The 26,309-nt window shown below is 38.2% G+C and carries 21 protein-coding genes and 1 other RNA gene; 13 read left to right on the top strand and 9 right to left on the bottom strand.

The window, feature by feature from the left end:
- Positions 1 to 8: 8 nt before the first annotated feature.
- From A8B79_RS03405 to tkt, 5 genes are all read left to right on the top strand, one after another.
- Positions 9 to 953 (top strand): ParB/RepB/Spo0J family partition protein, encoded by a 945-nt coding sequence (locus A8B79_RS03405; protein WP_066217969.1) that lies wholly within the window; start codon positions 9 to 11, stop codon positions 951 to 953.
- A gap of 55 nt (positions 954 to 1,008) precedes the next feature.
- Positions 1,009 to 1,545, top strand: coding sequence for a DUF5683 domain-containing protein (locus A8B79_RS03410; protein WP_066218008.1), 537 nt, complete (start codon positions 1,009 to 1,011; stop codon positions 1,543 to 1,545).
- 1 nt (position 1,546) lies between these two features.
- Positions 1,547 to 2,254 (top strand): TIGR00730 family Rossman fold protein, encoded by a 708-nt coding sequence (locus A8B79_RS03415; protein ID WP_082894050.1) that lies wholly within the window; start codon positions 1,547 to 1,549, stop codon positions 2,252 to 2,254.
- A 140-nt stretch (positions 2,255 to 2,394) separates the two neighbouring features.
- Entirely contained in the window at positions 2,395 to 3,405 is a 1,011-nt protein-coding gene (locus A8B79_RS03420; protein ID WP_066217971.1) for a tetratricopeptide repeat protein, read from the top strand.
- A gap of 144 nt (positions 3,406 to 3,549) precedes the next feature.
- Positions 3,550 to 5,544, top strand: a complete 1,995-nt coding sequence (gene tkt / locus A8B79_RS03425; protein ID WP_066217973.1) for a transketolase — start codon at positions 3,550 to 3,552, stop codon at positions 5,542 to 5,544.
- Between the two features lie 97 nt (positions 5,545 to 5,641).
- On the opposite strand, the gene A8B79_RS16260 is transcribed toward tkt, so the two are convergent.
- Together A8B79_RS16260 and A8B79_RS03435 are read right to left on the bottom strand one after the other, a co-directional pair.
- Complete coding sequence (locus A8B79_RS16260) at positions 5,642 to 8,521, bottom strand: T9SS type A sorting domain-containing protein (RefSeq protein WP_066217975.1); 2,880 nt, start codon at positions 8,519 to 8,521, stop codon at positions 5,642 to 5,644.
- Between the two features lie 2 nt (positions 8,522 to 8,523).
- Entirely contained in the window at positions 8,524 to 8,928 is a 405-nt protein-coding gene (locus A8B79_RS03435; RefSeq protein ID WP_066217977.1) for a hypothetical protein, read from the bottom strand.
- Between the two features lie 143 nt (positions 8,929 to 9,071).
- On the opposite strand from A8B79_RS03435, the gene A8B79_RS03440 reads away from it, so the two are divergent.
- Positions 9,072 to 10,199: an aspartate aminotransferase family protein gene (locus tag A8B79_RS03440; RefSeq protein WP_076782522.1), complete on the top strand. Its 1,128-nt coding sequence runs from the start codon at positions 9,072 to 9,074 to the stop codon at positions 10,197 to 10,199.
- A gap of 7 nt (positions 10,200 to 10,206) precedes the next feature.
- On the opposite strand, the gene A8B79_RS03445 is transcribed toward A8B79_RS03440, so the two are convergent.
- The 5 genes from A8B79_RS03445 to A8B79_RS03465 form a co-directional block, all read right to left on the bottom strand.
- Complete coding sequence (locus A8B79_RS03445) at positions 10,207 to 10,614, bottom strand: VOC family protein (RefSeq protein WP_066218012.1); 408 nt, start codon at positions 10,612 to 10,614, stop codon at positions 10,207 to 10,209.
- 11 nt (positions 10,615 to 10,625) lie between these two features.
- Entirely contained in the window at positions 10,626 to 11,288 is a 663-nt protein-coding gene (locus tag A8B79_RS03450) for a DUF4159 domain-containing protein (RefSeq protein WP_066217981.1), read from the bottom strand.
- 12 nt (positions 11,289 to 11,300) lie between these two features.
- Positions 11,301 to 12,200 (bottom strand): hypothetical protein, encoded by a 900-nt coding sequence (locus A8B79_RS03455; protein WP_066217983.1) that lies wholly within the window; start codon positions 12,198 to 12,200, stop codon positions 11,301 to 11,303.
- 3 nt (positions 12,201 to 12,203) lie between these two features.
- A complete protein-coding gene (locus A8B79_RS03460; protein ID WP_066217985.1) occupies positions 12,204 to 14,462 on the bottom strand; it encodes a TonB-dependent receptor in 2,259 nt (752 codons plus the stop codon).
- A 94-nt stretch (positions 14,463 to 14,556) separates the two neighbouring features.
- Positions 14,557 to 15,450, bottom strand: coding sequence for a DUF72 domain-containing protein (locus tag A8B79_RS03465; RefSeq protein WP_066217987.1), 894 nt, complete (start codon positions 15,448 to 15,450; stop codon positions 14,557 to 14,559).
- A 178-nt stretch (positions 15,451 to 15,628) separates the two neighbouring features.
- On the opposite strand from A8B79_RS03465, the gene ssrA reads away from it, so the two are divergent.
- Positions 15,629 to 15,998: a transfer-messenger RNA gene (gene ssrA / locus A8B79_RS03470) on the top strand.
- Positions 15,999 to 16,303: 305 nt separating this feature from the next.
- Here ssrA and A8B79_RS03475 read toward each other — a convergent pair.
- Complete coding sequence (locus A8B79_RS03475) at positions 16,304 to 17,443, bottom strand: PP2C family protein-serine/threonine phosphatase (protein ID WP_066217989.1); 1,140 nt, start codon at positions 17,441 to 17,443, stop codon at positions 16,304 to 16,306.
- 155 nt (positions 17,444 to 17,598) lie between these two features.
- Complete coding sequence (gene add / locus A8B79_RS03480; RefSeq protein WP_066217992.1) at positions 17,599 to 18,597, bottom strand: adenosine deaminase; 999 nt, start codon at positions 18,595 to 18,597, stop codon at positions 17,599 to 17,601.
- A 79-nt stretch (positions 18,598 to 18,676) separates the two neighbouring features.
- Here add and polA point away from each other — a divergent pair, with 79 nt between their 5' ends.
- The 6 genes from polA (at position 18,677) to ispG (ending at position 26,196) form a co-directional block, all read left to right on the top strand.
- The gene (gene polA / locus A8B79_RS03485) at positions 18,677 to 21,427 is read left to right on the top strand and encodes a DNA polymerase I (RefSeq protein WP_066217993.1); all 2,751 of its coding nucleotides are present in this window, start codon (positions 18,677 to 18,679) and stop codon (positions 21,425 to 21,427) included.
- 145 nt (positions 21,428 to 21,572) lie between these two features.
- Positions 21,573 to 21,863, top strand: coding sequence for a GIY-YIG nuclease family protein (locus A8B79_RS03490; protein WP_066218014.1), 291 nt, complete (start codon positions 21,573 to 21,575; stop codon positions 21,861 to 21,863).
- Positions 21,864 to 21,951: 88 nt separating this feature from the next.
- On the top strand, positions 21,952 to 23,460 hold the full coding sequence (locus A8B79_RS03495) for a phytoene desaturase family protein (RefSeq protein ID WP_066217995.1): 1,509 nt from the start codon (positions 21,952 to 21,954) through the stop codon (positions 23,458 to 23,460).
- Positions 23,461 to 23,469: 9 nt separating this feature from the next.
- Positions 23,470 to 24,096 (top strand): rhomboid family intramembrane serine protease, encoded by a 627-nt coding sequence (locus tag A8B79_RS03500; RefSeq protein WP_066217998.1) that lies wholly within the window; start codon positions 23,470 to 23,472, stop codon positions 24,094 to 24,096.
- A gap of 20 nt (positions 24,097 to 24,116) precedes the next feature.
- Positions 24,117 to 24,974, top strand: a complete 858-nt coding sequence (locus A8B79_RS03505) for a rhomboid family protein (protein ID WP_066217999.1) — start codon at positions 24,117 to 24,119, stop codon at positions 24,972 to 24,974.
- A gap of 7 nt (positions 24,975 to 24,981) precedes the next feature.
- A complete protein-coding gene (ispG, locus tag A8B79_RS03510; protein WP_066218001.1) occupies positions 24,982 to 26,196 on the top strand; it encodes a flavodoxin-dependent (E)-4-hydroxy-3-methylbut-2-enyl-diphosphate synthase in 1,215 nt (404 codons plus the stop codon).
- The last annotated feature ends 113 nt before the right edge of the window (positions 26,197 to 26,309 follow it).

Consider the following 26,309-nt stretch of genomic DNA (forward strand, 5'->3'; position numbering starts at 1 on the left):
ATAATAGAATGGCAAAGAAGGTTTTAGGAAGAGGTTTAGGTGTATATTTCCCGGAGTATCAATCCGACGAGGAGAAATCCGAAGAGAATAAAAGAGAGCCTATAGCAAAACAAAAAGGCTCTGATTCGGAAAAAACAGTTGAAGTTGATCCTGCCGAATTAGTAAACGTTGTTCTTCATATTCCTGTAGATGATATCAGAGCAAATCCACACCAGCCGCGTAAGGAATTCGATGTAGAGAAGCTGGACGAACTGGCTGATTCTATTAAAGAGCATGGAATTATTCAGCCACTTACGGTCAGGTATATTGGCGAAAGAAAGTTTGAGCTGATAAGTGGTGAACGCAGATTAAAAGCATCGAAACTTGCAGGGCTTAAAGAGATAGCAGCATACGTTCGTAAAGCCGATGATGAGCAAAGCATGGCATTTGCTTTGATAGAGAATATTCAGCGGGAAGATCTGAATGCCCTTGAAGTTGCTATGGCCTATAAAAGGCTTTTAGAGGAATTTGATTATACTCAAGCTCAAGTTGCGGAAAGAGTAGGCAAGAACAGAACTACGGTTACAAACATGTTACGGTTATTGACCTTGCCAGATTTCATTCAAACAGCATTAAAAAAGAATGAAATAGCTATGGGGCATGCTCGTTCTCTTATTACTATCGAAGATATTTCTGATCAGCAAAAATTGTTGAAAAAAGCGGTCACAAATGAATGGTCAGTACGACAAATGGAAGATGCGGTAAGAGCATTATCTTCAGCTGGTAAGAAAAAGAAAACCTCATCTAAAAAAGATCCCAATAATCCATTTTACGAAGAAATATCTTCAAGACTGAGACAAACTTTTAGTACTAAAGTGCAGGTTAACCCAAAAGCCAAAGGTGGAGAAATCAAAATCGAATATTATTCAGAAGATGACCTGGAGCGCATTCTTGGGATTTTTGATTCGATTTAATATCGTTTTTGCAAGCTTAGTTATTTTAAGCAGCGTAAATACAAAAGCCCAGTATTTGCAAAAAGCAGATTTAGAAAAATATTCTTATAGCTATTCTCTAAATACAGATAGTACAAAAACTCAATATCCTGACCCTAAATTAGTAGTACGAAGATCACTAATAGTTCCGGGCTGGGGACAAATAACAAACAGGCAAGCCTGGAAAGTCCCCATAGTTTATGGTTTGCTAGGCGGACTTGGATATTACAGTGTATATCTTACAAAACAATATCATGATTACAGAGCCGCCTACTATAATTCTTTTGATTCAAACACAGATATGAGATTTGGGCCAACTCCGGATCGATTGATCGGTCAAGGTCAAACGGCGTTAAAAAGTAACAGAGATTTTCTCAGAAACAGAAGGGATTTTATTTATGTAACGATATTTCTGTCATATGTGTTAAATGCAGTAGATGCATATGTTTTTGCACATTTACGGCCTTTTGATGTATCAGATGACCTTTCAATGAATAGAACATTTAAGCCGGACAACATTACTTCTCCTTTACTCGGAGATGTACCTTCAATTTCACTTTCAATAAGTTTTTAGTATGAATAAATCCAAAAAATCAGAAGCACAAATACAAAGGCAGTATGAGGAAGGGAGTAATAAAGATATTTGGAGTGTCTTTAAAATTATGGGGGAATTTGTTGAAGGCTTTGATACTTTATACAAAGTAGGTCCCTGTATTTCAATATTTGGATCCGCACGAACAAAACCAGGTGATAAGTATTACGAACTCGCTGTTGAAACGGGTAAACTTATTACCGAAAAAGGATTTGGTGTCATTACCGGTGGTGGCCCCGGAATTATGGAAGCAGGAAATAAAGGGGCTTCGGTTGGAAATGGTCGCTCAGTTGGGTTGGGAATAGAGCTTCCGTTTGAACAGGGGATGAATGAATTTGTAAACAAAGATTATTCAGTGGATTTCAATTATTTCTTTGTCAGAAAAGTAATGTTCGTAAAATATGCTCAGGGATTTATCGTTTTCCCGGGTGGGTTCGGAACTTTAGATGAACTTTTTGAAAGTCTGACATTGATTCAAACTCATAAGATTTCAAAAATTCCGATCATCCTTTTTGGGTCTGATTATTGGACAGGTTTAGTTGATTGGATTAATAGTACTATGAAGGAGTCCGGTACAATTTCAGAGAAAGATTCTGATTTATTTCATGTTACGGATAGCAAAGAAGAAGCTGTAAAGATAATATGTGACTTTTATGAGAAAAAGGAACCAAAACCGAATTTTTCATTTTAAATAAATAATGAAGAACATTTATACTAACATGAATATGTGAGAAATAACCATCGGAATAAATGGGTTATTAATTTTAGATATGAAGCTTTTTTTTATTTAAATTAAAAGCTTTGAAATAATTAACACTAGACATTAGAAAAATGAAGTTTATCAATAAAAGTTTATTGGTTTTATTTGTGGGGCTGTTATCAAGCGCTGTTTATGCGCAAAGCACTTATGAAGATGCAGTAAAATTATATAATAGTGCTGCTGAACAAGCATCAGCAAAGGAATACGATAAAGCTATTTCTACCTATATGGAAGCAGCAAAGATTGGTGAAGAATTGGGAACACCACAGGGAGCAGATATTAAATCTCGTTCTGAGCAACAAATACCCAAGGTTCAACTGAACAAAGCAGGAAATTTATTTAATGCATTCAGATCTTCTAAGCAAATTCCTGATCTTGATCTGGCTATAGTTGCTTTTGAAGAAACCGTAAAGATCGGTAAAGAATACGAAGATACTCGTGTAACACAGGCTGCACAAGGATATGTTCCTCAGCTTTATTACCAGAAAGCTACTATGCTATTTAAAAGAGAAATGTACGAAGAAGCGGATGATGCTTTAAATAGTGCAATTCAAGCAAATGCTAATTACGCTCAGCCATACTATACCAAAGGTCTGGTTGCTAAGAAATTATCTGATGATATCAATGATGCTTTAAGATGGTTTGATCAGGCAATTGCTGTAGCTGATAAAACGAATAAGGGTCAAATCGCCAGACAAGCAAAAAATGCAGCTCATGACGAACTTCTTTTCAGAGGATCGAAACTTATCGAAGCAAAAAACTTTAGCGATGCTATCGATCTTCTAAATTTAGCAACTGAATATGATGCTGAATCTGCAGATGTGTATTACAGATTAGCAGAGGCTTATAATCAGCAAAGTAAATATGATTCAGCTATATCTAATGCTAAAACTGCTCTCACTTATGAAAAAGGAGGGAAAACTGATAAAGCTAAAATTTATTTTGAAATGGGATATGCTTACCAAATGAAAGGGAATAAAGCAGATGCTTGTAGTGCTTATACGAATGCATCTTTTGGATCATTCAGTGCTCCTGCAAAGCATTCAATGGAGTTCGAACTAAAGTGTAGTTCAACTAACTAGCATATTATTTAATGTATCTTAAAAGCCCAATGATTTTTTCATTGGGCTTTTTTTATTTAAAATAACTTCTGGAAAAAGGCTTATCTTTTTTGATTGAAAAGACCTTCGTTTTCTTAAATTTTAAAAATTAACTACTCTTTATCTATGGCTTCTTTAGATCAGCTGTGTGTCAATACAATAAGAACTCTTTCAATAGACGCTGTTCAAAAAGCCAACTCAGGGCATCCCGGAATGCCAATGGGAATGGCTGATGTATCCTATATTTTGTGGACAAAATTTCTCAAACACAGCCCGAAAAATCCGCAATGGTTTGACAGAGATCGATTTATTTTATCAGCCGGTCATGGTTCAATGCTTATCTATAGTCTTCTTCATCTAACAGGTTATGATCTGAGTTTGGATGAGATTAAGAACTTTCGCCAGATGGGTAGTAAAACAGCAGGACATCCTGAGAAGCATTTAACACCGGGAGTAGAGATGACTACAGGGCCTTTGGGGCAAGGATTTGCAACCGGGGTTGGTATGGCTATGGCAGAAAAATTTCTGTCGGGTAAGTTTAATACAGATCAACATAAGATCGTGGATCATTATACATATGCAATTGTAAGTGACGGAGACCTGATGGAAGGAATATCTCATGAGGCAGCATCTTTGGCCGGGCACTTACAGCTGGGAAAAATGATCTATCTTTACGACGCCAATTCTATTTCCATTGATGGTTCAACTGATCTTGCATTTACTGAAGATCCTGTAAAACGATTTGAAGCATATGGATGGCATGTACAGGAAATCGATGGCCATAATCATGATGAAATTGAATCAGCGATAAAAAATGCGCAGTCAGAAACAGAAAAGCCATCTATTGTAATTTGCAGAACTCATATTGGATTTGGAAGTCCTAACAAACAAGATTCAGCTTCTTCGCACGGATCTCCATTAGGAGAGGATGAGATAAAGCTTACAAAAAAAGCCTATGGTTGGGACCCCGAGAAAAAATTCTTCATTCCTGAAGAGGCTCTTGCTTTGTACAGAAAAGAAGTACCTAAAGGGATTGCTCTTGAGGAATCATGGAATAAATTGCTAAATGAATATAGATCAGAAAATAAAGAGTTAGCTTCTTTATTCGAAGACTGGATGAATGGAAAGATCTCTGAGAATATTGAGAGTTTGTTGCCTGATTTTGACGAAGACCAAAAGGGAGTTGCTTCAAGATCAGCATCAGGTACTGTGTTAAATGCTTTAAAAGATGAAATTGCTAATCTCTTTGGAGGTTCGGCAGATTTAGAGGGCAGTGTTAAGACCAATCTAAAAGATGAAGGTGTATTTAGCTCGGAAAATTCCGTAGGCAGGAATGTGCATTATGGAGTTAGAGAACACGGAATGGTTGCAGCTCTGAATGGAATGGCATTACATGGTGGTATGATTCCTTTTGGTGGAACATTTTTTGTGTTTACAGATTACTGTAGACCTTCAATTCGTTTGGCTGGTTTAATGCAGACGCCTTCCATCTATGTTATGACTCATGATAGTATTGGATTAGGAGAAGACGGGCCAACCCATCAACCTATAGAGCATTTAGCTAGTTTAAGAGCAATGCCGAATGTAAATGTAATCAGACCCGGAGATGCTAATGAAGTTTCATATGCATGGAAAATAGCCATTGAAAGTAAAGATACTCCTACCATTATTGTTTTAACAAGACAGAATATCCCAACATTCTCCAGAACATCAAGTAATGCTGCAAGCTTAACCGAAAAAGGGGCTTATATTCTATCTGATTCAGACAAGGAAATTCCTGATTCAATTCTTATTGGGACAGGATCAGAAGTTCATTTAGCGATGGAAGCTAAAGCAATTTTATCAGAAAAAGGAATTGATGCAAGAGTTGTAAGCATGCCTTGTTGGGAGTTATTTCAAAAACAAGATGCCGAGTATATCGAGAAAGTACTACCCGGATCTGTAACAAATAGAGTTTCAGTAGAAGCCGGCACAACCTTTGGATGGAACCAATGGATAGGTAACACAGGTATTGCTATCGGTATTGACTCATTTGGTGAATCAGCTCCTTATGAAGAGCTGTATTCGCATTTTGGGATTACAACTGAAAAAGTAGTTGAAGCAGTAGAATCCCAGAGATAAACTCCTTTAAATTTCGTTGAAATAAAAAAAGCCCCTTTTTATAAGAAAGGGGCTTTTTTGTGATCTATGATTTTTTATTTGATCAAAGTCATTCTTTTTATTTGATCAAAGTCATTCTTTTTATTTGAGAAAAAGAACGATTTTGAGAAACAGAGTTAGCATCAATTCTGTAGAGATAGACACCACTAGCAAGATTGCTGGCATCAAAACTTAAAGTATGGTTCCCGGCAGTTTTAGATTCTCCTGCAAGAAGATCTGCTACTTTTCTTCCGTTTATATCATATACTGAGATATTCACTGTACTGTTTGAGGGTAGCGAATATGAGATATTTGTAGATGGGTTAAAAGGATTTGGATAGTTTTGATCCAGACTAAATTCTCCAGGAATATCAGAGAGATCTGCTACTTCATTTGAAACCGACATTGATACGTTCCCCAGAAAGATTCCTCTACCATGGGTTGCTATTGCAAGTGTTTTATCGGAGGGTCTGTAATCTAAATATTCAATTACAGTATTTCCAACAGTTGAAGCTCCCTGAAATTTCCATTCTGTATTTCCACCTGCGAGGGTATTCGTTGCATATAACCCCGTGCTGGTTCCAACAAAATATGTTTTTTCTCCTGAAGCGGTCTTGGTAATCGCTGCAGTTCTCACAGAAGGTCCGTTTCCATTCGAAGGTTCAAGGTTGCCTCCAATTCCGGTCCAGGTATCGCCTCCATTTGTAGAGTAATAGATACTTTCTGTACTGTAATTAGATACTACAGCAATAATCTCGTCACCATTATCCTCACTTACAGCAATATCATGTATGTAAGCGCCTTCAGGTGGAATAGAGTCCGAATTAGCAGCTGTAAAGGTTTGTACTTTAAGGTCGCTGGTGGATGAAGAGCTGTTAGCATTAGACAATCTGTAAATTTCAGGCTTTTGAGATGCTGAGTATGAAGCATAATAAAGCACATTACCCGGATTACTGGCACTTATTGCTAAAGTAGAAATAATTGTACCGGCAGGTGTTGCCAAGTTTGTTAATTCAGACCACCCTTCCGAAGTACCATCCGGATTACTTTGATTTGTCTGAATTAGCGTTGCTGATGAATTTCTGAATAATTTATTACCAGCTGGATAAAAAATATGATTCTCACTATTAGGATTGACTAAATACGGATGGATAAATAACTGATTACTGGCGTCTATTGGAGCGATATAAGAGAATGTTGTCGGGTCTCCATCCAATGTGTATCTATATTGTATTAACCGGCCTCTTTGAGATGAGGTTGTAAGATAATTTTCACCCAGATAAGCATAGGCTCCATCACCGGAGGATATATCAAAAGATCCACTAGTTCCTAAAAGTGCTGAAAACTCAAAAAACGGGGACCCATTATCCTGAGTGCCTCCCAGAACGCGTTCGTCACCGGCATCAGGATGAATGGCAACAGTGTAAAACTGAGTTATATTATATCCGTTATTAAGATCTTGCCAGCTGATAGTGTTTGCTTTAATATTTGAAGTAACACTTATTCCTCCATCATGGCTACTGAAAACACGATCCACATCGTTTGGATCAAACACTACAAAGTGTTGATCAGGATGGTGATTTGGATATTGTGATACATTGTTTTGAGGTGCGTAGCCACCGATCCAGAACTTATCTTTTTCAGTATTATCAGCATAACCATCACTTCCTGCATTTCCATTTTGGTCTTCATTATCTGCCGGAGTAGAAGTAAATCCATCAACAGATCTGAATAAGTTAGTTCCACCAATCAAAACTGTATTACGATCAGTTGGGTGTACTTCACAAACCATATTGTACCCGCCTTGCAGATTTAAACTACCCACCTGTGGACCGAAATTAGGAATATTGTCAGTTCGATCGAATGACAGAACATTTTGTAGGTCGGAAATATTAAAACTAAACAAAGTAGGTTGGTTTGAATTATCAGCAGCAAATACATAAAAGAAGGAGGGATCAGACTCTGACACTCCAATTACAGCTCTTCCGGGATTAGATGGATAGGTAGCAGGAGTAACATCTGTCCATGTAATACCATCGTTTGTTGAAATATAAACACCGGAAGAATTTGCTTGGGAAAAGCCATCAAAAGGTCTTGAAATAGCAGCTATAACAACTCCATCAGAGGCCACCTGAACATCACTATAAACATGTTGATTAGTTCCACCTAAAGCAAGAGAACTGCTTACAAAGTCATTCGTAGACCTATGAACACCTATGGCATTACTCGCAAAGAAAGTTGTCCCTGTAGTAGGACTTACTTCAATTCTTGAAATATAGTCGAATTTGGAATTGAAGGAAACGTCAGAATCATCAGTAGTAGGAATTTGAGCCCAACTATCACCGTTATCATTAGAAACATAAATTCCTGATCCATAAAGTTGACCACCACCGCCTCTTGCTCTGGCTGAACCTCCGGAAAATTCACCTGTTGAATAATACCAAGTGTCTGGATTATCAGGATCCTGAATCAGAGAAGTAACACCTAAATTTTCTCCCAGATCACTAGTTTGAGACCAATTTGCACCTCCATCAACAGATTTCCACATACCACCTGAGGCACCTCCTGCAAGTATTATATCTGAATCTCTTGAATCAACTCCCAGACCTCTTGTCCTGCCGCCAACATCATTTGGGCCGGCTTCCACTATTGAGATCTCATCCTGAAGGAGTGTATTGGTTTTATAGTTAAATGAATTCTCAAGCGATTTGGCATGAGAAAGCTCTCTTGATCTAATATTTTTAGGAATAGTATTAGTATGAGGACTTCTAGTTAATCTAAAAAAGTGTTCTCTACGTGCTTGCGAATTTTCAGCTCTGTCATTAACAGACTTTTCCTGGCCAGGAACAAAACTATTGTTTAAATTCTCAGAGTTCTTATATGTTGATAATGTGATCAAAAAAACTAGCGTAAGAGCTAATAAAAGAGCACTTGAAATGGTTTGTAATTTTCTCTTCATTGTTAGTTGTTGATAGTTATTAGTTTCCAAAGATTTGACTTTTCTTGACCACCCATCATCATACCACTTTCTTGTTTAGAAAGTATTGCGGTAAGAGTTCCATTCGATTTGAATTTGGAAGATGAACTATTGTAAAGTTCTTTATCAATAGTAAACTTAAGATAAGTTCCTTTGGGTACAGGGTCTGTAGAACTTCCGTAGTTTAGAATATCTAAAACTTCAGAAGAAATGATCTTTTGTTCACCGTTATCCTCAATATTCAAAATTTTTAGATCAGCTTGAATATAACCGGGAGCCAAACTTAGCTCAGCTTGAGGGCTTGGTTGGGAAGTATCGGTTGTATTTTTTTTATTCGCACAACTTATTACAAAGAGAGCACAAATAGCTAAAAGAACATGTTTTTTCATTTAAAAAGATGAATTAATAGTTGAAACAATATTGTAATTTACAGCAACTATTACCGTATTAATTTATAATATTTTGATTAATAACAGCAACTTTGAATAAACTCTTATTCCAACACATAATTGCACAAACAAGTGATTCACCAATGGCACTAGAGATATCTAATGCAAAGGGCTGTTATATTTATACCAGTTCCGGAAAATCGTATCTGGATTTTATATCAGGAATTGCTGTAAGTAGTTTGGGGCATGGACATCCAAAGATCATTAAAGCGCTACACGAACAGATAGATCGTCATTTACATGTTATGGTATATGGGGAGTATATTCAAAAGCCCCAACTTGAATTTGCTCAGTTACTTTTGGATCAACTTCCTGACTCAATGGAACAGATCTATCTGGTAAATAGTGGTACAGAAGCTAATGAAGGAGCTTTAAAATTAGCTAAGAAATATACAGGGAGGTCTGAATTTGTTGCTTTTAATAATAGCTATCATGGCGACACACAGGGATCTTTAAGTGTAACGGGAAGAGATATTTACAGAGATCCGTATTTACCTTTACTTCCTGATGTGTATTTTGGAGAATTCAATTCTGACTCTGCACTTGACTTGATCAGTGATGAAACAGCTGCTGTAATTTTAGAACCTATTCAAGGGGAAGGTGGAATAATTCCGGCAGATAAAAAATGGTTAACATCATTACGAAAGAAATGTAATGAACATAATACGCTTTTAATTTTTGATGAGATACAAAGTGGATTTGGCAGAACAGGAAAGCTTTTTGCTTTTGAGCATTATGGAGTGACACCGGACATTTTATGCATGGCGAAAGCAATGGGTGGAGGAATGCCAATTGGAGGATTTGTTTCATCAAAACAGATATTCCAGACTTTTAAATACGACCCACCTTTAAACCATGTAACAACTTTCGGAGGACATCCGGTTAGTTGTGCAGCGGCTCATGCAAATTTAAAAGAACTTCTGGAGGGAAATTACTTTAAAAGAGCTCAGGAAATTGAAACGATCATGAAGTCCGGCTTAAAAGGTAAAGGGATCAAGGAAGTACGTGGAATAGGAGCCATGCTTGGTCTTGAACTAGAGAGTGTTGAGTTAACCAAACATGTTGTTGATCAATGCTTTGAGAAGGGAATTTTGTTAGGTTGGACTCTCCACTCAAATCAACTGATCAGACTAGCTCCACCATTGATAATTTCTGATGAACAACTAAATTTTGTTATCAATACTATTTTGTCAGCACTAAAAAACTATTGAATCAGGATCAGGGTTTAAGGGAGTAGTTTACCATCCATTTAATTCCGAACTTGTCTTCAAGCATACCAAATTTAGCATTCCAGAAAGTAACATCGATTGGCATAGTTACTTTACCACCTTTTGCCAGGTTGTTAAACACTTTCTCCATATGGTCTTCACTTTCAAAGTGAAGATTAATCTGAATGTTATCTCCAACCGTTATCTTTTTATGTGGGGCACCATCAGAAAACATGATCTTTAGATCACCAATGCTTAATTCTGCATGCATAATTTTGTCTTTATAATCTTCATCAACAGGCATTTCGGTATCTCCAAAGCGTTTTATAGCCAGTTCTCCTCCTAAACAATGATGATAAAAGTTGACAGCTTCTTCGCAATTTCCTTGAAAGATTAAATAGGGAGAAATTAAATCCATAATTTTATCCATTAAAGTGTTGTAAGTGCATATACTAAAATATTCGTCCCCATCCTCAGAGCTTGCTGACGAACAGAGGCAGGATTATTATGGATCTCCGGATCAGCCCAACCATCTCCCAAATTAGATTCATAAGCATAAAAGACAACTAATCTTCCGTTTCTGAACAGTCCGTAACCCCTCGGAGACTGATTGTCATGTTCGTGGATCTTTGGCAGACCGTTTTCAAATTTATAGACATTTGTATAGATCGGATGAGCAAAAGGGATCTCAATGAAATCTTCATCGGGAAACACTTGCTTCATCATTTTTCTGGCGTGTTCATCGATGCCGTAATCATCATCAATAAATAAGAAACCTCCATTATCAAGATAGGCTCTTAAATTACTTGCCTCGGATGAATTTATAGCGATGTTTCCGTGTCCCGTTAAAAATAAAAAAGGATAACTATGTAAATCACTACTGCCGATGGAGACATCTTTATATTTTTCAGCAATACTGATCGGGATCTGATTTTTTGCATACCCAATTAAGTTTGTAAGAGCAGAAGGATCATTATACCAATCTCCGCCACCACGATATTTTACCCGTGCTATTTCAAATTCTCCGGATACTTGAGAAACAGCAGGTTGGCTGAGAAAGAAAAGAAAACAAAGTAATAAGCAGTATTTCATAGAATAATAGTTCTATTCAGGTCTTTTAATATAGGTTTGAATGGTGTCTGCAGCAAGCGATCCGAATACACCAATTCCACCTTCAATTCTGTAAAGAGCATTCGGGATTTCTCCTGGAGAAAGTGTAGAACCACCTAGTTGAACAGATTGGGATCGCAGGAAATCATAAATGTTATCATCAATTATATTTGCTACGATCTTATTGTCTTCAAAGAAAGCCACAGCTAACCAGGGGTATTTCAGCCTTATGGAGCCATTCGGTGTTTGCTCAAAATTTGCTTCATTAACTATGCCTGAACTTGTTTTAGCAAATTCCTTTATATCTCCTTCTTCATCCTCAAAGAAATCAGCATAAAGAGGAGTGAGGTTTTCAATGCTTGGATTTTGAGATATGGTTGTAAATACAAAATAACTTTGGCGTTCAGAATTTTCACTAGGAGTAATATCTATTTCAATCTGATTCTCAGACTGATAAATCACGGTATCCTGTACCTGACTCACAGTGCTGAAAGTATCAGGTACTGTTGTATAAGCCTCGATAGAGGCTTCAATATCTCCGGGAATATTAGAGATCGTCAATTGATAAGTTCTATTCGGTAAAGTTCTATGAGCTACCAGAGGGCTATAAACACCCGGTTCATTCATTTCATAAGGAAACTCATCTTCAATAGAAGATCCAACTCCCTCAGAAAGCAGGTTTACCTGAACGCTGGCATTTCTGACAGCGAAGTCTTCAAAACTGTACTCTATGTTTGCAGGTGCAGTAGTTGATAGATATAAATTTGATAGTTCATCCAACGCTGTTAAATAATTTTCAACAACATAAAACTCTTCATATTCATCCTGAGGATAAAGTTCACATGAAATGAGAAGTACAGAAAAAACCAGTAAGGCTAAAGTTAAATGTCTCATGAATTAAAAATTTACGGTATAAGAAATTGTAGGGAGGAGTGGGAGGAGTGGGACTGCCGATCTGGAAACGGGATTTTCATCAAAATCGAAATTATAGAACCAAATGTTTCTTCTTGAATAAACATTAATGATCTGGAACTGCCATTCGGCTTCGCCCATCCCGAAAAAGGTGCCGCTTCTTGCAAAGGAAACATCCATTCTGTGATAGGCAGGTAGTCGGGATGCATTGATTTTACCCACGGTAAAAGTATTAAAATCAGCATTTGACCAAGGAGTGTTGCTGACAGTATAACGACCTAATACTTGAGTGTAAGCTTGACCTGTAGCATAGTTAAAAGACAAAGTAGATTTCCAGCGTTTACTAAGCTGATATGAAAGAACCAGATTTACATCATTTCTCCGATCATATTTTGGCGGGTATCTTCTGCCGGAGCCATCAGGATTACCGATGTCATTATTGTATTCATCAAATTTTTTCCATGTGTAAGCAAATGTATATCCTATAAAACCTGTAAGATCCCCGACCCTTTTTTCAAAGAAAAGTTCAGCTCCATAGGCATCACCGTTTCCAATTCTAAACAGTTCAGGATAATCTAATCCGGAAACATCTTGTAAGAACGGATCCAGTTCAAACATATCATTCATCGTACGATAGTAGAATTCTATATCTAAACCATAACCTAAAAAGGGGATTGTTTTTGCTCCTACTATAAATTGGTCTCCGAATGAAGGTTTTACTCCATCATCAGCAGTCAGCCAAACGTCAAATCCGGAAAAGGCTTCATTTGTTATCAATGTCAGGTATTGGTTATAGCGCCCGTAAGCGGTTTGGAGCCGAATCCTGTCGTTAGCTTTATATTCGAGGGATACACGAGGCTCTAAACGAAAATAATCTCCATCAGATAAGTAAGAGGTTCTGATACCGCTAACTATTTTCCATTTATCTGATGGGCGCCAAGTATCGGATAAATATACCGAACCATATTTAGAATGGCTTCTGGAACTAAAACTTGGTTCGTCATCAAAACGATCGTTTAATCTAATAGTAAGTGTTCCTGCCCAAATTCCTATGGCAAGTTCATGCTTTTCGTTAGGAAGATATTCCAGATCAGCTTTTACCGAATAGTCGTAAATATTATTTCTTCTTTCGATGGGAGTACCGCCAAGTTCAACTTCCGGGTAATTGAAATATTGAGAACCGGTAAGAACAAAATTCGAAAAAAGTTTATTACTGAAAATATGAGTCCAGTTTGTACTCAATGTTCTGTTACCATAGTTCAGTTTAAATTCAGCGTCATCTGAAAAAGGGAAATTCACTTTATCCTGTCCGGAATAGAAGGCCAGAGAAAGTTTGTCGTTTTTAGAAGCGTCAAAATTTACTTTCCCATTAAAATCTAAGAAATAGAAGCTGGATGGGATGTTATCACTTGTACTTCTTAAAGCAGCAAGTACCGGTTCTAAAGTGCTTCTTCTGGCTGAAAACATCCAGGATCCTTTTTTGTAAGGTCCTTCAATGGATATACGAGAGGCTAACATCCCCAACGTTGCAGTTCCCTCTGTTTCATTTCTATTTCCGTCTTTGTTATAAATGGTAAGCACTGAACCTAACCGCCCACCATATTCTGCAGGATATCCACCTTTGTAAAGGCGTACATCTTTAATAGCATCCGGATTGAAGGTTGAGAAAAACCCGAAAAAGTGGCTTGGGTTATAAACAGTATTTCTGTCAAGCAGGATCAGGGTTTGATCAGGACTTCCTCCACGTATATACAAACCACTCGAAAAGTCGGAAGCAGCCTTTACGCCTGGAAGAAGTTGAATGGATCTAAATACATCTGCTTCAAAAACCTTAGGAAGTGATTTTATAAGCTCGGTATTAATTTCTGCGGTTCCAATATCTTTTTGCTCTTCTTTCACACGATCGCTGGTTACAACAATTTCGTCAGTTGATACAACATTCGGCTCCAGTTCAATATCTAGTCGAAGTGTTTCATCAGCCGAAAGAGTGATAGTTTTTCTGAAGAGCTTAAATCCAATGTAAGAACCTGCAATGGTATAAGTGCCGGGTTCCAGATTCGTGAGTGAAAAGTAGCCAAGTGTGTTTGTGGATGTACCCCGGTTGTTTTCGAGTAGGGCAACGTTAGCACTTATAAGAGTCTCTCCTGAGCTTTTATCTGTTATGTAACCGTTTACCGAAGCATTTTGGGCGATCAGCATTGTTGGCATAAAAAGCATCAAAAATGCAGCAAGTTGTTTTATCATAAATTAGAGTCGGTAATATTTTTTTGGTCTTTAACGATAAAGCGCTCAAAAAGTTAGCGAAATAAATAGCTTTTTATTGTTAAGAATATGTGATTTATAGATCTAGTTTTGGGGGTTCAGGATCTTTGTTAGGCAAATCCAGATCTGTGCCCAGAGCTTTGTTTAATTTCTCAATGAAATAAGCTGAGAGTAAAGGAGATTCCTTCTCTACATTTTGATGAACGAAGAAGTACAGATTTCTTAAACCATGATCCTTCCAGATCTTAAGTCTGTCTACCCATTCATCCAGTCTGGAATAATCTGTTTCATGGTTTGCTCCTACATATCTGATAAAAGCATCCGGAGTTGTAAGTCGCATATGAAGAAGATCCCGTCGTCCGGCAGTATCAGTAATGATATTTGAGACGTTATGTTCTTCAAACAATTTATAAGTTCGGGCGGCTACGGTTTCATCATTGTACCAATCTGTATGACGGAGTTCTATTGCCAATGGAAGATCTTTAGGCCAGATTTCTAAGAATCGTTCAACTCTATCAAAATCTTTTGGTTTAAAATCGTCCCGAAGTTGCAGGAAGATCATTCCTAATTTTTCCTCAAATGCTCGAATAGGAAGTGTGTATTCTTCAACTAATGCTTCAACACCCTTTAATCTTTTAAAATGACTAATACTGTTTACCACTTTCGGAAAGAATTTAAAGTCATCGCCCGTTTTTTCTTTCCATCCGGTGACAATGTCTTCACCAAAAATTCTGTAATGCGTAGCGTTTAATTCAATAGAGTTGAACTGTTTGGCATAATATTCTAATTCATCTTTTGTGCCCCGCGGGTAAAAACCTTTCAGATCTTTCTTGTTCCATTTAGCGCAACCCACATATATTCCTTCCAGCTTTCCCTGTTTATTTGATTCCAACACCTTGTAGGTATCAGGATGGTCTTGAGGGAGTGAGAGGTCTGAATTTCCAGGGTCGTCTACGCTTCCGAATTTCATCTTTTTTGAATTAAAAATTTTAAATTATGGATTTTGAATTTGTCCTCTAGTTAAAGAAGATCTTAGTATTAAATGTGTAACCCAAATTCAAAATTTAGAATTCACGCATTCAAAATTCTTATTTTATAGAGGAAAATATTGTCTCAAATTATTCGTATTTTAGGTGAGCAACAAAGATGGGGGTGTTCTGGCTTCGACGGGACGCGTAATATCGCAGGTTGCATGTCGAGATTGTCCAATGGATCTCGTAATAATAACCATTATGGAAATTAATGTAATTGACAATAATTACTCATACCGCCTAGCAGCGTAAGCTGACTAAGCTGTTCCCCCGGTTAGCGTGCCTATCAGTGCCGGGCTGAACATCATACAAGATAGGATAGCGTATTGGTGTTTTCTGTCTGCAATGCGTAAAACTTAAACAGAATAGCTTGAAGTCGCTTTGTTACTGGGCTCGGCTTCTCGCGAAATTTAATCAGTAACTAAACATGTAGATGTTTGTAGGTTTACTGTTTCGGACCGGGGTTCGACTCCCCGCACCTCCACAATTAGGCTGGCTGAATTAAATTTTAGTCAGCCTTTTTTATGACATATTTCAAGTGATTCTACTTACTTTTGTACCGACAAAAGTAACAAAAACTCTTTGCGATGAATCTTTAGTGCGTTCGAGGTTTCAAAGCTATAAGAAGTCAAAGGTCTACGTGCAAATCTACCCTTTAATTTAAATCTCACCTGAGTGACTTCTTACTTACGCTTTTACACCTCTCACTTTATCACTAAAGATTCAAAGGCAGTAATTTTGAGTCAATTCGAAAAATCTTTGATCCAAAAACAATAGTGCAATCAGTGATTCTTATTCCGGCCTATGTACGCACGTAAAAGTCACATCATCAAGAGGGGCTTCCTGACCTATGAAGGCTTCTAAAGAGCTTTGGAGTTTTTTAACTATGGTTTTAGCATGAAGGGAACCATAGATCTCCATCAAGGACTGAATACGTTCTTCACCGTACTCTTCACCACGATAGTTTCTGGATTCGTTTAACCCATCAGTATAAAAAAGAACAGAATCACCGGGTTTGAAATGAAATTTCTTTACTTCAAGATGTTTTGCAAGCAAGGCACTGTTGGTCATACCTAAAGCGAATCCTTCGGCTTTTAAATTGAAAGTAGTATCTCTTTCTCTGCTGTAGTAGATCGGGATATTATGACCGGCGCGAACATATTCGAATTCTTCTTTGTCATTCGGAAAAAAACCAACACAACCGGTTACAAAGGTCTTATCACGGCTGTTACTTTTTACGTAATCGTTTAATTGAATGAAAAGATCTTTTGGTGAAGGATGTTCTTTGGTAACCAACATATTTACTAACGCCTGCATCCTTACCATATAAAGAGCTGCAGAAAGTCCTTTTCCGGAAACATCAGCAATAATTACATAGGTGCCTTTTTCAGTATCGATCACATCCAGATAATCGCCGCCTACTTCTTTAGCAGTATGAGCAAAGGAATAGACTTCCAGATTCTTTTTGTTTAAGGAAGTACTTGGCAACAGGCTCAATTGAATATCTCTGGCAAGATCGATCTCTTTTTGCACATCGGACTTTTCGAGTAACTCTACCAACAGCAGAAGAAACATGGATACAAAACCAAAGGGGAGAAGTAACTCAGAAAAGAAAACAATTCCTTCTAACCCAAAAATGTTCACTAAATAATGAGATACAAATCCAACAGAGCCTAACCCGAATGCTAATCTTCTTGTAGGATTAAGGCGTTGAGTCAGATCAGAAAATACACGAAGGAACTTAACATGTCCGGGAAGATTTTGACCTTGTTGGCGTTCGATATCTTCAACAGCTTCTTTGTATAACAGTTTTAAACGATCGGTGTCGGCGGTGAGCTCTTTGGAAATACGGTCTTTTGACATTCCGGAAACATATTCCTGATAGAATTTCTTGGTTCCGTAACCCGACTGTGCTTCGTTTTTTAAACTCAAAGTATGTGCTTCTGATTATTTATTTGTGCCTTGTTCGTAATAATAGTCAAAAAGTTTTGAATTGGCTTGATTAATATTTCGTTTAGCTGATAGCTGATAGCTGATAGCTGATAGCTGATAGCTGATAGGAATGTTTATGCGAGTAGATTATTTATTCAGAGGTGATTTGGTAGTCTCTTTTTCAATTTTTCTTTCATTTCCTCATCCACAAAAGCAGCTTCGATGGCGAAGAGATTGGTTGCTAAATAGTCTTTAAGCTTCCAGTCAAAATGGGTGTTCAGGTTTTTGTATTCGTCTAATAAACTAACATTGGAAAGTGATCTGCCGTCGGTATTCACACTCAGAGAAACTCCGGATCTGTAAATCTTATCGATATTATGATTTGCCAGTTTTGGATAGATTCCCGTTTTAATATTACTGGTCGGGCAAACTTCCAGATGAATATCTTTTTCTTTGAGATACTCCATCAATGTAGAGTCTTCATAACTTCGCACTCCGTGACCGATTCTTTGAACATGAAGCTCATCAATGGCTTCCCATACATTTTTAGGTCCACATGCTTCTCCTGCATGGCAAGTACATGGAATATTATTTTCTCTTGCAAATTCGAAGGCTGATTTGTGTTCATCAATCGGATAACCGGCTTCATCCGCAGCAAGATCAAAACCAACTACATTTGTGTCTTTGAAATCACGAACCAATTGAACGGTTTCTAAACTCTGTGCTTCCGAAAAATGGCGAAGAGAGCATAAGATCAGTCGAACTTCCATCTCCAGTTCAGCTGTGGCTTTTGAAATAGTTTCGTTGACGGTTTCAACAACTTCTTTTGCAGTTAATCCTTGATTCAAGTGCTGAAGGGGTGCAAAGCGAACTTCACAATAAATAACATTATCCGCTTTTAGCTGCTCAATAAAATCCAGTGTAACTAATTCCAGTTGCTCTCTGGTTTGCATGATGTCTATGCTGGCAGATGCACATTTTATATACTCAACTAAACTTCCACAGTTTTCGGGAGCTACAAAACGCTCATTATAATCTTCCTGTGTTGTTCCGGGAAGTAGTTTCTGAACCACCAGAAAGCTCAGGGAGCAATCCAGATGAACGTGCAGTTCTACTTTTGGGAGTTGTTGAAGTTGTTGAGTAAAATTATTCAAATGATTTAGAATCTGAATTCGGAATTAATGTCAAAACCTTTAGTTTCAAAGACTACAATTTCGACAAATAAAAGACTACATGTCAAAGAAACTTCTTTTTTTACTTGATGGGATGGCACTGGCTTATCGTGCTCATTTCGCATTTGTTAATTCTCGACTTAAAAATTCTGAAGGAATAGCCACCGGTCCTGTGCTTGGATTTGCCAATACTATGATGAAGATGCTGGACGAAGAAAAACCCACACACATTGCCGTTGCCTGGGATACTCACGCTCCAACTTTCCGTCATACTGCCGACGAAACCTACAAAGCTCAACGTCCGCCACAGCCTGATGAACTGAAAGTGGGAATTCCTTTGATCAAAGAAATGGTAGAAAATTGGGGCATCAAAAATATTGAACAAGATGGCTATGAAGCCGACGATATAATCGGAACCATTGCTTCAGGTGCAAATGCAGATGATGTAGATGTATATCTGGTTACTCCTGATAAGGACTTTATGCAATTGGTGCACGATCATGTAAAAATGATGAAGCCCGATAACAAAGACGGTGGATTTAATATCATCGACAGAGAAGGAGTACATGATTATTTCGGAGTGTATCCGGATCAGGTGATCGATGTGCTGGCAATAATCGGTGATGCTTCTGATAACATTCCGGGTGTTCCGGGAATCGGAAAGAAAGGCGCTCCAAAACTGATCAATGAGTTTGGTTCTTTGGAAGAAGCCATCGCCAAAGCTGACACCATTTCCGCAAAACGTCAGCGAGAAGGATTACAGGAATTTGCTGATCAGGCAATGCATGCCAAATTTATGGTGACCATCAAAACAGATGTTCCTGATACAGCAGAATGGGAAGAGTTAGAATGGAATGGTCCGAATAAGAATGATCTGGGTGCTTTTTTCAAAAGAATGGAATTCAGAACTCTTACAAAGAGATATTTAGGCGAAGAGCCCATCGAAAATAAAGCCGGAGATCAGGGAGATCTTTTCGGGACTTTTGTTGAAGAAGAACCTACTGAAAAGCTGGACGAAGAAAAGAATGCATATGAGCTGATCAAAGACATAGACGGGGTTAAAAAGCTTGTTGAGGATCTAAAGAAAGAATCCGTGATCTGTTTTGATACAGAGACAAATTCACCGAATCCGGTTTCGGCTTCATTGGTAGGATTCTCATTTTCAGCCAAGCCGGGAATGGGTTTTTATATTCCTGTAAATGTTGAAGGAGCTTTGGATGAAAAAGAAGTGGTTGATATCATTCGTCTGTTGTTTGAAGATGAGAGTAAAACCCTTGTGGCTCATAACTATAAGTTCGATTGGCTGATTCTCCATCGAGCAGGAATTCAGATCAAAGGAAAGCCATTTGATACCATGATCGCTGCGTATCTTATTGATGCGACTCAAAAGATCAAGATGGATGAACTATCAAAAAAGTATCTGAATTATGAGCCGGTTCCGATTGAAGCATTGATCGGAAAAGGAAAGAAGCAGATCTCTTTGGCTGATCTTACTCCTGAAGAAGTGTATTTGTATGCGTGTGAAGATGCAGATATAACTTTACGATTGTATGAGATATTTAGCGAACAGCTCACCAAAGATGAATTGGATGAAGTTGCAAAAACAGTTGAATTTCCACTCATGGAAGTGCTTGCCGAGATCGAATATCAGGGAGTAAAGCTGGATGTTGGAATGCTGGAAGGATTTTCCGAAGATCTTGCTACCGATCTTAAAGAATTGGAGAAGCAGATCTATGAGAAGGCTGGAGAGGAGTTTAATATCAATTCTCCGCAACAGTTGGGAACCATTTTATTTGATAAACTGGGATTACCTGCCGGAAAGAAAACGAAAACAGGTCAGTATTCTACCAATGAATCGGTGTTGACAAAACTGGCTGTGAAGTACGAAATGCCGGATCTGATTTTGGAATATCGTCAGTTGGCGAAACTAAAATCTACTTATGTTGATGCATTACCTTCGATTGTTGATGAAGCTACCGGTAGAATTCATACAGATTTCAATCAAAGTGTGGCGGCAACGGGTCGACTTTCATCTTCCAATCCTAATCTTCAGAATATTCCGATACGAACAAAACGAGGTCGGGAGATCCGTAAAGCATTTATAGCTGATAAAGGATTTAAAATGATGTCTGCGGATTATTCTCAGGTAGAGTTGAGAGTGATCGCTCATATCGCTAAAGATGAAGCTATGATCGAGGCGTTTAAAAATGGGGAAGATATTCACTCCAGAACAGCCAAAGAGATCTTTCACTTGGATTCACTGGATGATGTTACTGCAGACCATCGTCGTAAAGCGAAAGAAGTGAATTTTGGAATTCCTTACGGATTAAGTGCGTATGGATTAGCTCAAAATCTCGGCATCGAAAATTCAGAAGGGAAGGAAATGATCGATGAATACTTTGAGCGATTTCCGAATATTCTGAATTACATCAATGACACTAAACAGTTTGCCAAGGAACACGGATATGTGAAAACATTGATCGGAAGAAGGAGATATGTGCCGGATATCAATTCAGGAAACTGGAATGTTCGTGGATTTGCTGAACGTGTAGCGATCAACATGCCGATACAGGGAACGGCTGCAGATGTAATCAAGCTGGCGATGATCAACATCCATAACTGGCTGAAGAACAACGACAAGAAAAGCCGGATGTTACTTCAGGTTCATGATGAACTGATCTTTGAGATCCATGAAAGTGAGCTGGATGAAGTTCCAAAGAAGATCGAAGAATTGATGGAATCGGCTTTTGAGATGGATGTTCCTTTAAAAGTTGAAGCCGGAATTGGAGAGAATTGGTTGGAGGCGCATTGATCAATTAAGAATGGCTCAATGAAGAATTAAGAATTTTTCAATTAGTAATAATTCTGATTTACGATTTCATCTCCAAAAAGGACGTCATCCCGAATTTATTTCGGGATCTTTGTAAGGAATGGTAGTCGAATCTGTCTTACTAATTATGAGCAAAGGATACTTCTATTTTCTAACCAACTTTCAAAGGACTACGCTATATATTGGTTTTACTTCTAATCTCACTAGAAGAATTTGGGAACATAAACAAGGAAAAGGTTCAGAGTTTACTTCAAAGTATAAGCTAACTATTCTGGTTTACGCAGAGGAATTCGATTCAATAGTGGATACCATTGATCGCGAAAAGCAATTAAAGAATTGGCATAAAGAATGGAAATGGAATTTGGTAAAGCAACACAATCCAAAGCTGGAAGATTGGGATGAGACTTTAAGGGGTTGATCTGAGGTAGCTCATAAGATCCTGAAACAAGTTCAGGATGACGTCATTTAGATGGAACATTTCTTATTGGTAAAGATGTTCTGCTTCCATGACTATCAACAAAGACTACGACGTAATTATTATTGGTTCGGGAATGGGAGGGATGAGTGCAGGGGCGATGCTTGCCAATGACGGCTACAAAGTTCTGATCCTGGAAGCCGCGGCAGTTCCGGGTGGATGCAGTTCATCGTATTACAGAAAAGGATTTACGTTCGAGTCTGGCGCGACTACACTTATCGGATTTGATGAAAATCAGCCATTGTGGAAATTGGAGAGAGAAACCGGAATTCAGATTCCCAGAGAAGAGATCACTCCAAGTATGACGGTCAGGTTAGATGGCGAAGAGATTATCCGGTATAAAGATCGGGCAGAATGGATTGAAGAAGCCGGACGAGTTTTTGGTAATCCTCAGGCACAGAGATCATTCTGGGAAGAAGCACTAAAAGTCTCTGATACCGTTTGGGGTGTATCACTCAAAAATCCTTTTTTTCCACCGCAGAATATAACCGATTGGGGAAGACTGGCGATCTTAAATTCTCCCTTAGATGTTTGGGTGTTACCTTATGCCATTCAATCGGTTGAGGATGTAATGCGAAAGTTTGGAGTTGACACACCTAAGTTTCGTCGATTTGTAGATGAACAGTTGATGATCACAGCTCAATCAAAAGCAGAAGATACACCGTTTTTATTCGGTGCAGCCGGTTTGACTTATACCAACTATTCGAATTTTTATGTTCCCGGTGGATTACTGGAAATGATCAACTCCATCAGAAGTTTTATTCAGGAAAAGGATGGTGCTCTTCATACTAGGGAAGCGGTTACTCATCTGAGTAAAAAAGAAGAAGAGTTCATCATTCAAACCAAAAAAGGAAATATTTACCAAGCCCCGATCGTGGTTTCCAATATCCCGATATGGAATATGAAAGATATCACATCAGGAGAAATGACGGAGTATTTTGTAGAAGAATCTGAAGATTTTGACGAAGCTTGGGGAGCGATCACATTAGGTATAGCAACCACGGATACTTATCCCGATGAAATGAGTTTACACCATCAAATTCATTTGGAAGAAGAAGATTCTATTCCGTTTACAAATTCAGATTCGATATTTGTATCTATGTCAAAAAGAGGAGATACCGATCGAGCTCCGGAAGGAAAAAGAACGCTCAATATATCCTGTCACGCTTCACCTGAATATTGGTTTTCATTAAATGGTGATTATGCATCTGCTAAGAAACAAACAGAAGAGTTTATAGTTGAAACACTAAAACAGAAACTACCGGGTTTTGAACAAAGTGATATCGAAACAATTCATACGGCTACTCCCATTACATGGCAAAATTGGGTATACCGCAAAAAAGGCAGGGTTGGTGGTATCCCGCAAAGCATGGCACGCAGCTTGCTTAAATGGACACCAAACCAAACGCCATTCTCAGGATTATATCTTGTGGGCGATACAACTTATCCCGGACAAGGAATTCCGGGCGTAACTTTAAGTGGTATCAACGTATATTGGCGTATCAAAAAAAATCAGAACAGAATTAAAAATCAGCGATAAGGTTTTCAATTGAATCAATTTTCTCCGAATACTCAGTTTTCATTTTTTCCTCCTGCAATTAAGTACTTATTGATCTGGAACGGGATCTTCTTTTTGGCCACCATTAACATTTTTGGTTCAGGATGGACTCCAATGGGTTCGGCTCTGGCTCCGTTACTTGTTTTGCAGCCTTTCGGTGATGGGTTTATGCCATGGCAGCTGGTAACTTACATGTTCTTACATGCGGACTTTTATCACATCTTTTTCAACTTGTTTGCGCTTTGGATATTTGGTCAGGCACTAGAACAATTATGGGGAACTAAGCGCTTTTTGATGTACTATTTTTTAACAGGAATCGGAGCAGGTTTGATTCAGCTATTTGTGAGTAGTGGTTCAACTATCGGTGCTTCCGGTGCTGTGTATGGGATTTTATTAGGATTCGGAATGATGTATCCAAATCGCAGAATCATGCTTTTATTCCCGCCAATCCCAATTAAAGCTAAATATTTTGTTGGATTTTACGGTGCACTTGAATTATTTAATGGATTAACCAGAGCTGATAGTGGCGTTGCACACTTTGCACATTTAGGTGGTTTATTAGTAGGTTTTATTTTGATCAAGTTGTGGGGATTAAAGAAACCATCCGAATATGCTTAAGCTCAGATAATTAGAAAGAGATGAGAAATCAGTCATACGATTCATTTGGAAATACTTTTAAGCGAGGCTTCATGCGGGTGCCTGTTGCTCTTCGTACGATCATAGCCATCAATGCAGTTATATTTGTAATTCAGTTGCTGGTAGGTCCTAGTTTAAATACATGGATCAAATTGAATTTTGGTTTTGTTCCAAATTTTCCAACTATTTATTTAGAGCCTTGGAGAATCATTACCTATGGATTTCTGCATGGTGATTTCATGCATTTTCTATTCAACATGCTTTGGCTTTGGTGGATGGGAAGAGCGGTGGAAGATACAATTGGACCAAGATCATTTTTAACGATCTATTTTTCTGCATTGGTAGCCGGTGCTTTGTTTCATTTTTCATCAGCATTTGTATTTGACTATAATTTAGTGATTGGTGCATCTGCAGCTGTTAATGGAATTATGGTAGCTTTTGCTGTTCTTTTTCCAAGAACACCGATAATGCTTTTGCTTCTACCACCGATTGAAGCCAGATATTTAGTTGCAGGATTGGTTGCGATCGATGTGTTGCTTCTGAACAGCGGAAGTAATGTTGCTCACTTTGCTCATATTGGTGGAGCTTCGGTTGGATATTTATTGACTACGGCTCATAAATCAGGAACAGATCTGAGTAAAGTAATTCGATATTTTGAGTATCTTTTTGGTCGGGTAAAACCAAGTCCTTCTTCAAAGCCGAAAAATAAGAATATGAGCATTGTGAAGGATGTTGAGATCGTTGAAGAAGTTGATCAAACCGAATTGGATGAAATTTTAGAAAAGATATCTAAAAGCGGTTATGATGCTTTGACGAAGGAAGAAAAACAGAAACTATTCGAATTAAGTAAGAAAAATTAGGGCATACATGGCTTCTATAAAAAGAAGAAAGTCAATTCAAGTAATGGTTGGTGATGTTCCGGTTGGTGGGGGAGCTCCGATCGTTGTACAGTCAATGACAAATACCGATACCGCTGATATTGATGAAACAGTAGATCAAATTGATCATCTGCACAAAGCAGGTTCTGAGATCGTCAGAATTACCGTAAATAATGACGCGGCAGCGAAAGCAGTTCCTCATATCAAAGAGAAATTGATGAATCGTGGAGTTCCCGTGCCTATCGTTGGGGACTTTCATTATAATGGTCACGTGCTGTTGACGAAATATCCCGACATGGCGGAATCTTTGGGAAAGTTCCGTATCAATCCCGGTAATACAGGGACAAAAACTCGTGACAAGAATTTTACCACGATTGTAGAACAAGCCATTAAATATGACAAACCCGTTCGAATTGGTGTAAACTGGGGATCGCTGGATCAGCAGTTACTAGCTCAAAAAATGGATGCAAATAACGATTTGGCAGAACCTAAGTCAGCCAAAGAAGTGATGCTGGATACTATGGTTGAAAGTGCAAAGCGTTCTTCAAAATTAGCCGAAGATGTTGGATTGGGATCGGATAAGATCATCATCAGTTGCAAAATGAGTGGTGTTCAGGATGTTGTAAATGTATACACACGAATAGCTGAGGTTGTAGATTATCCGCTTCATGTAGGATTAACCGAGGCAGGAATGGGGATGAAGGGTATGGTAGCAAGTGCATCGGCTTTGTCCGTTATCTTACAAAGAGGAATTGGTGATACGATAAGAGTTTCATTAACACCTCAGCCCGGCGCTGACAGAGCATTGGAAGTTCAGGTTGCTCAGCAAGTACTTCAATCGCTGGGAATCAGGAGTTTTATTCCACAAGTGACTTCCTGCCCGGGATGCGGACGTACAAAAAGTACATATTTCCAGGAATTAGCTGAAGAAATTCAGGATTACATAGTGGAATCCATGCCGGTATGGAGAGAAGTATATCCGGGTGTGGAAGAAATGGATGTTGCGGTAATGGGTTGTGTAGTAAACGGCCCCGGAGAATCACGAGCGGCAAATATAGGGATTTCTCTTCCCGGAACATTTGAAGAGCCCAAAGCTCCGGTTTATGTAGATGGAGAGCATTTCAAAACCCTTAAAGGTGAGGGGATAGGAAAAGAGTTTAAATCTATTCTGAATGATTACATTGTAAAAAATTACAAGAACTAGGTTTTTGTAAGCGAAAGATCGGTTACATAAAAACAATCAGTTATTTACCCTTTCTCAGAATATTATCCTTTTAGTTAAGGTGGTATTAAAGATTATTTAAGAAATCTTTAAAA

The organism is Balneola sp. EhC07, assembly GCF_001650905.1.
Classification (GTDB): Bacteria; Bacteroidota; Rhodothermia; order Balneolales; family Balneolaceae; genus Balneola.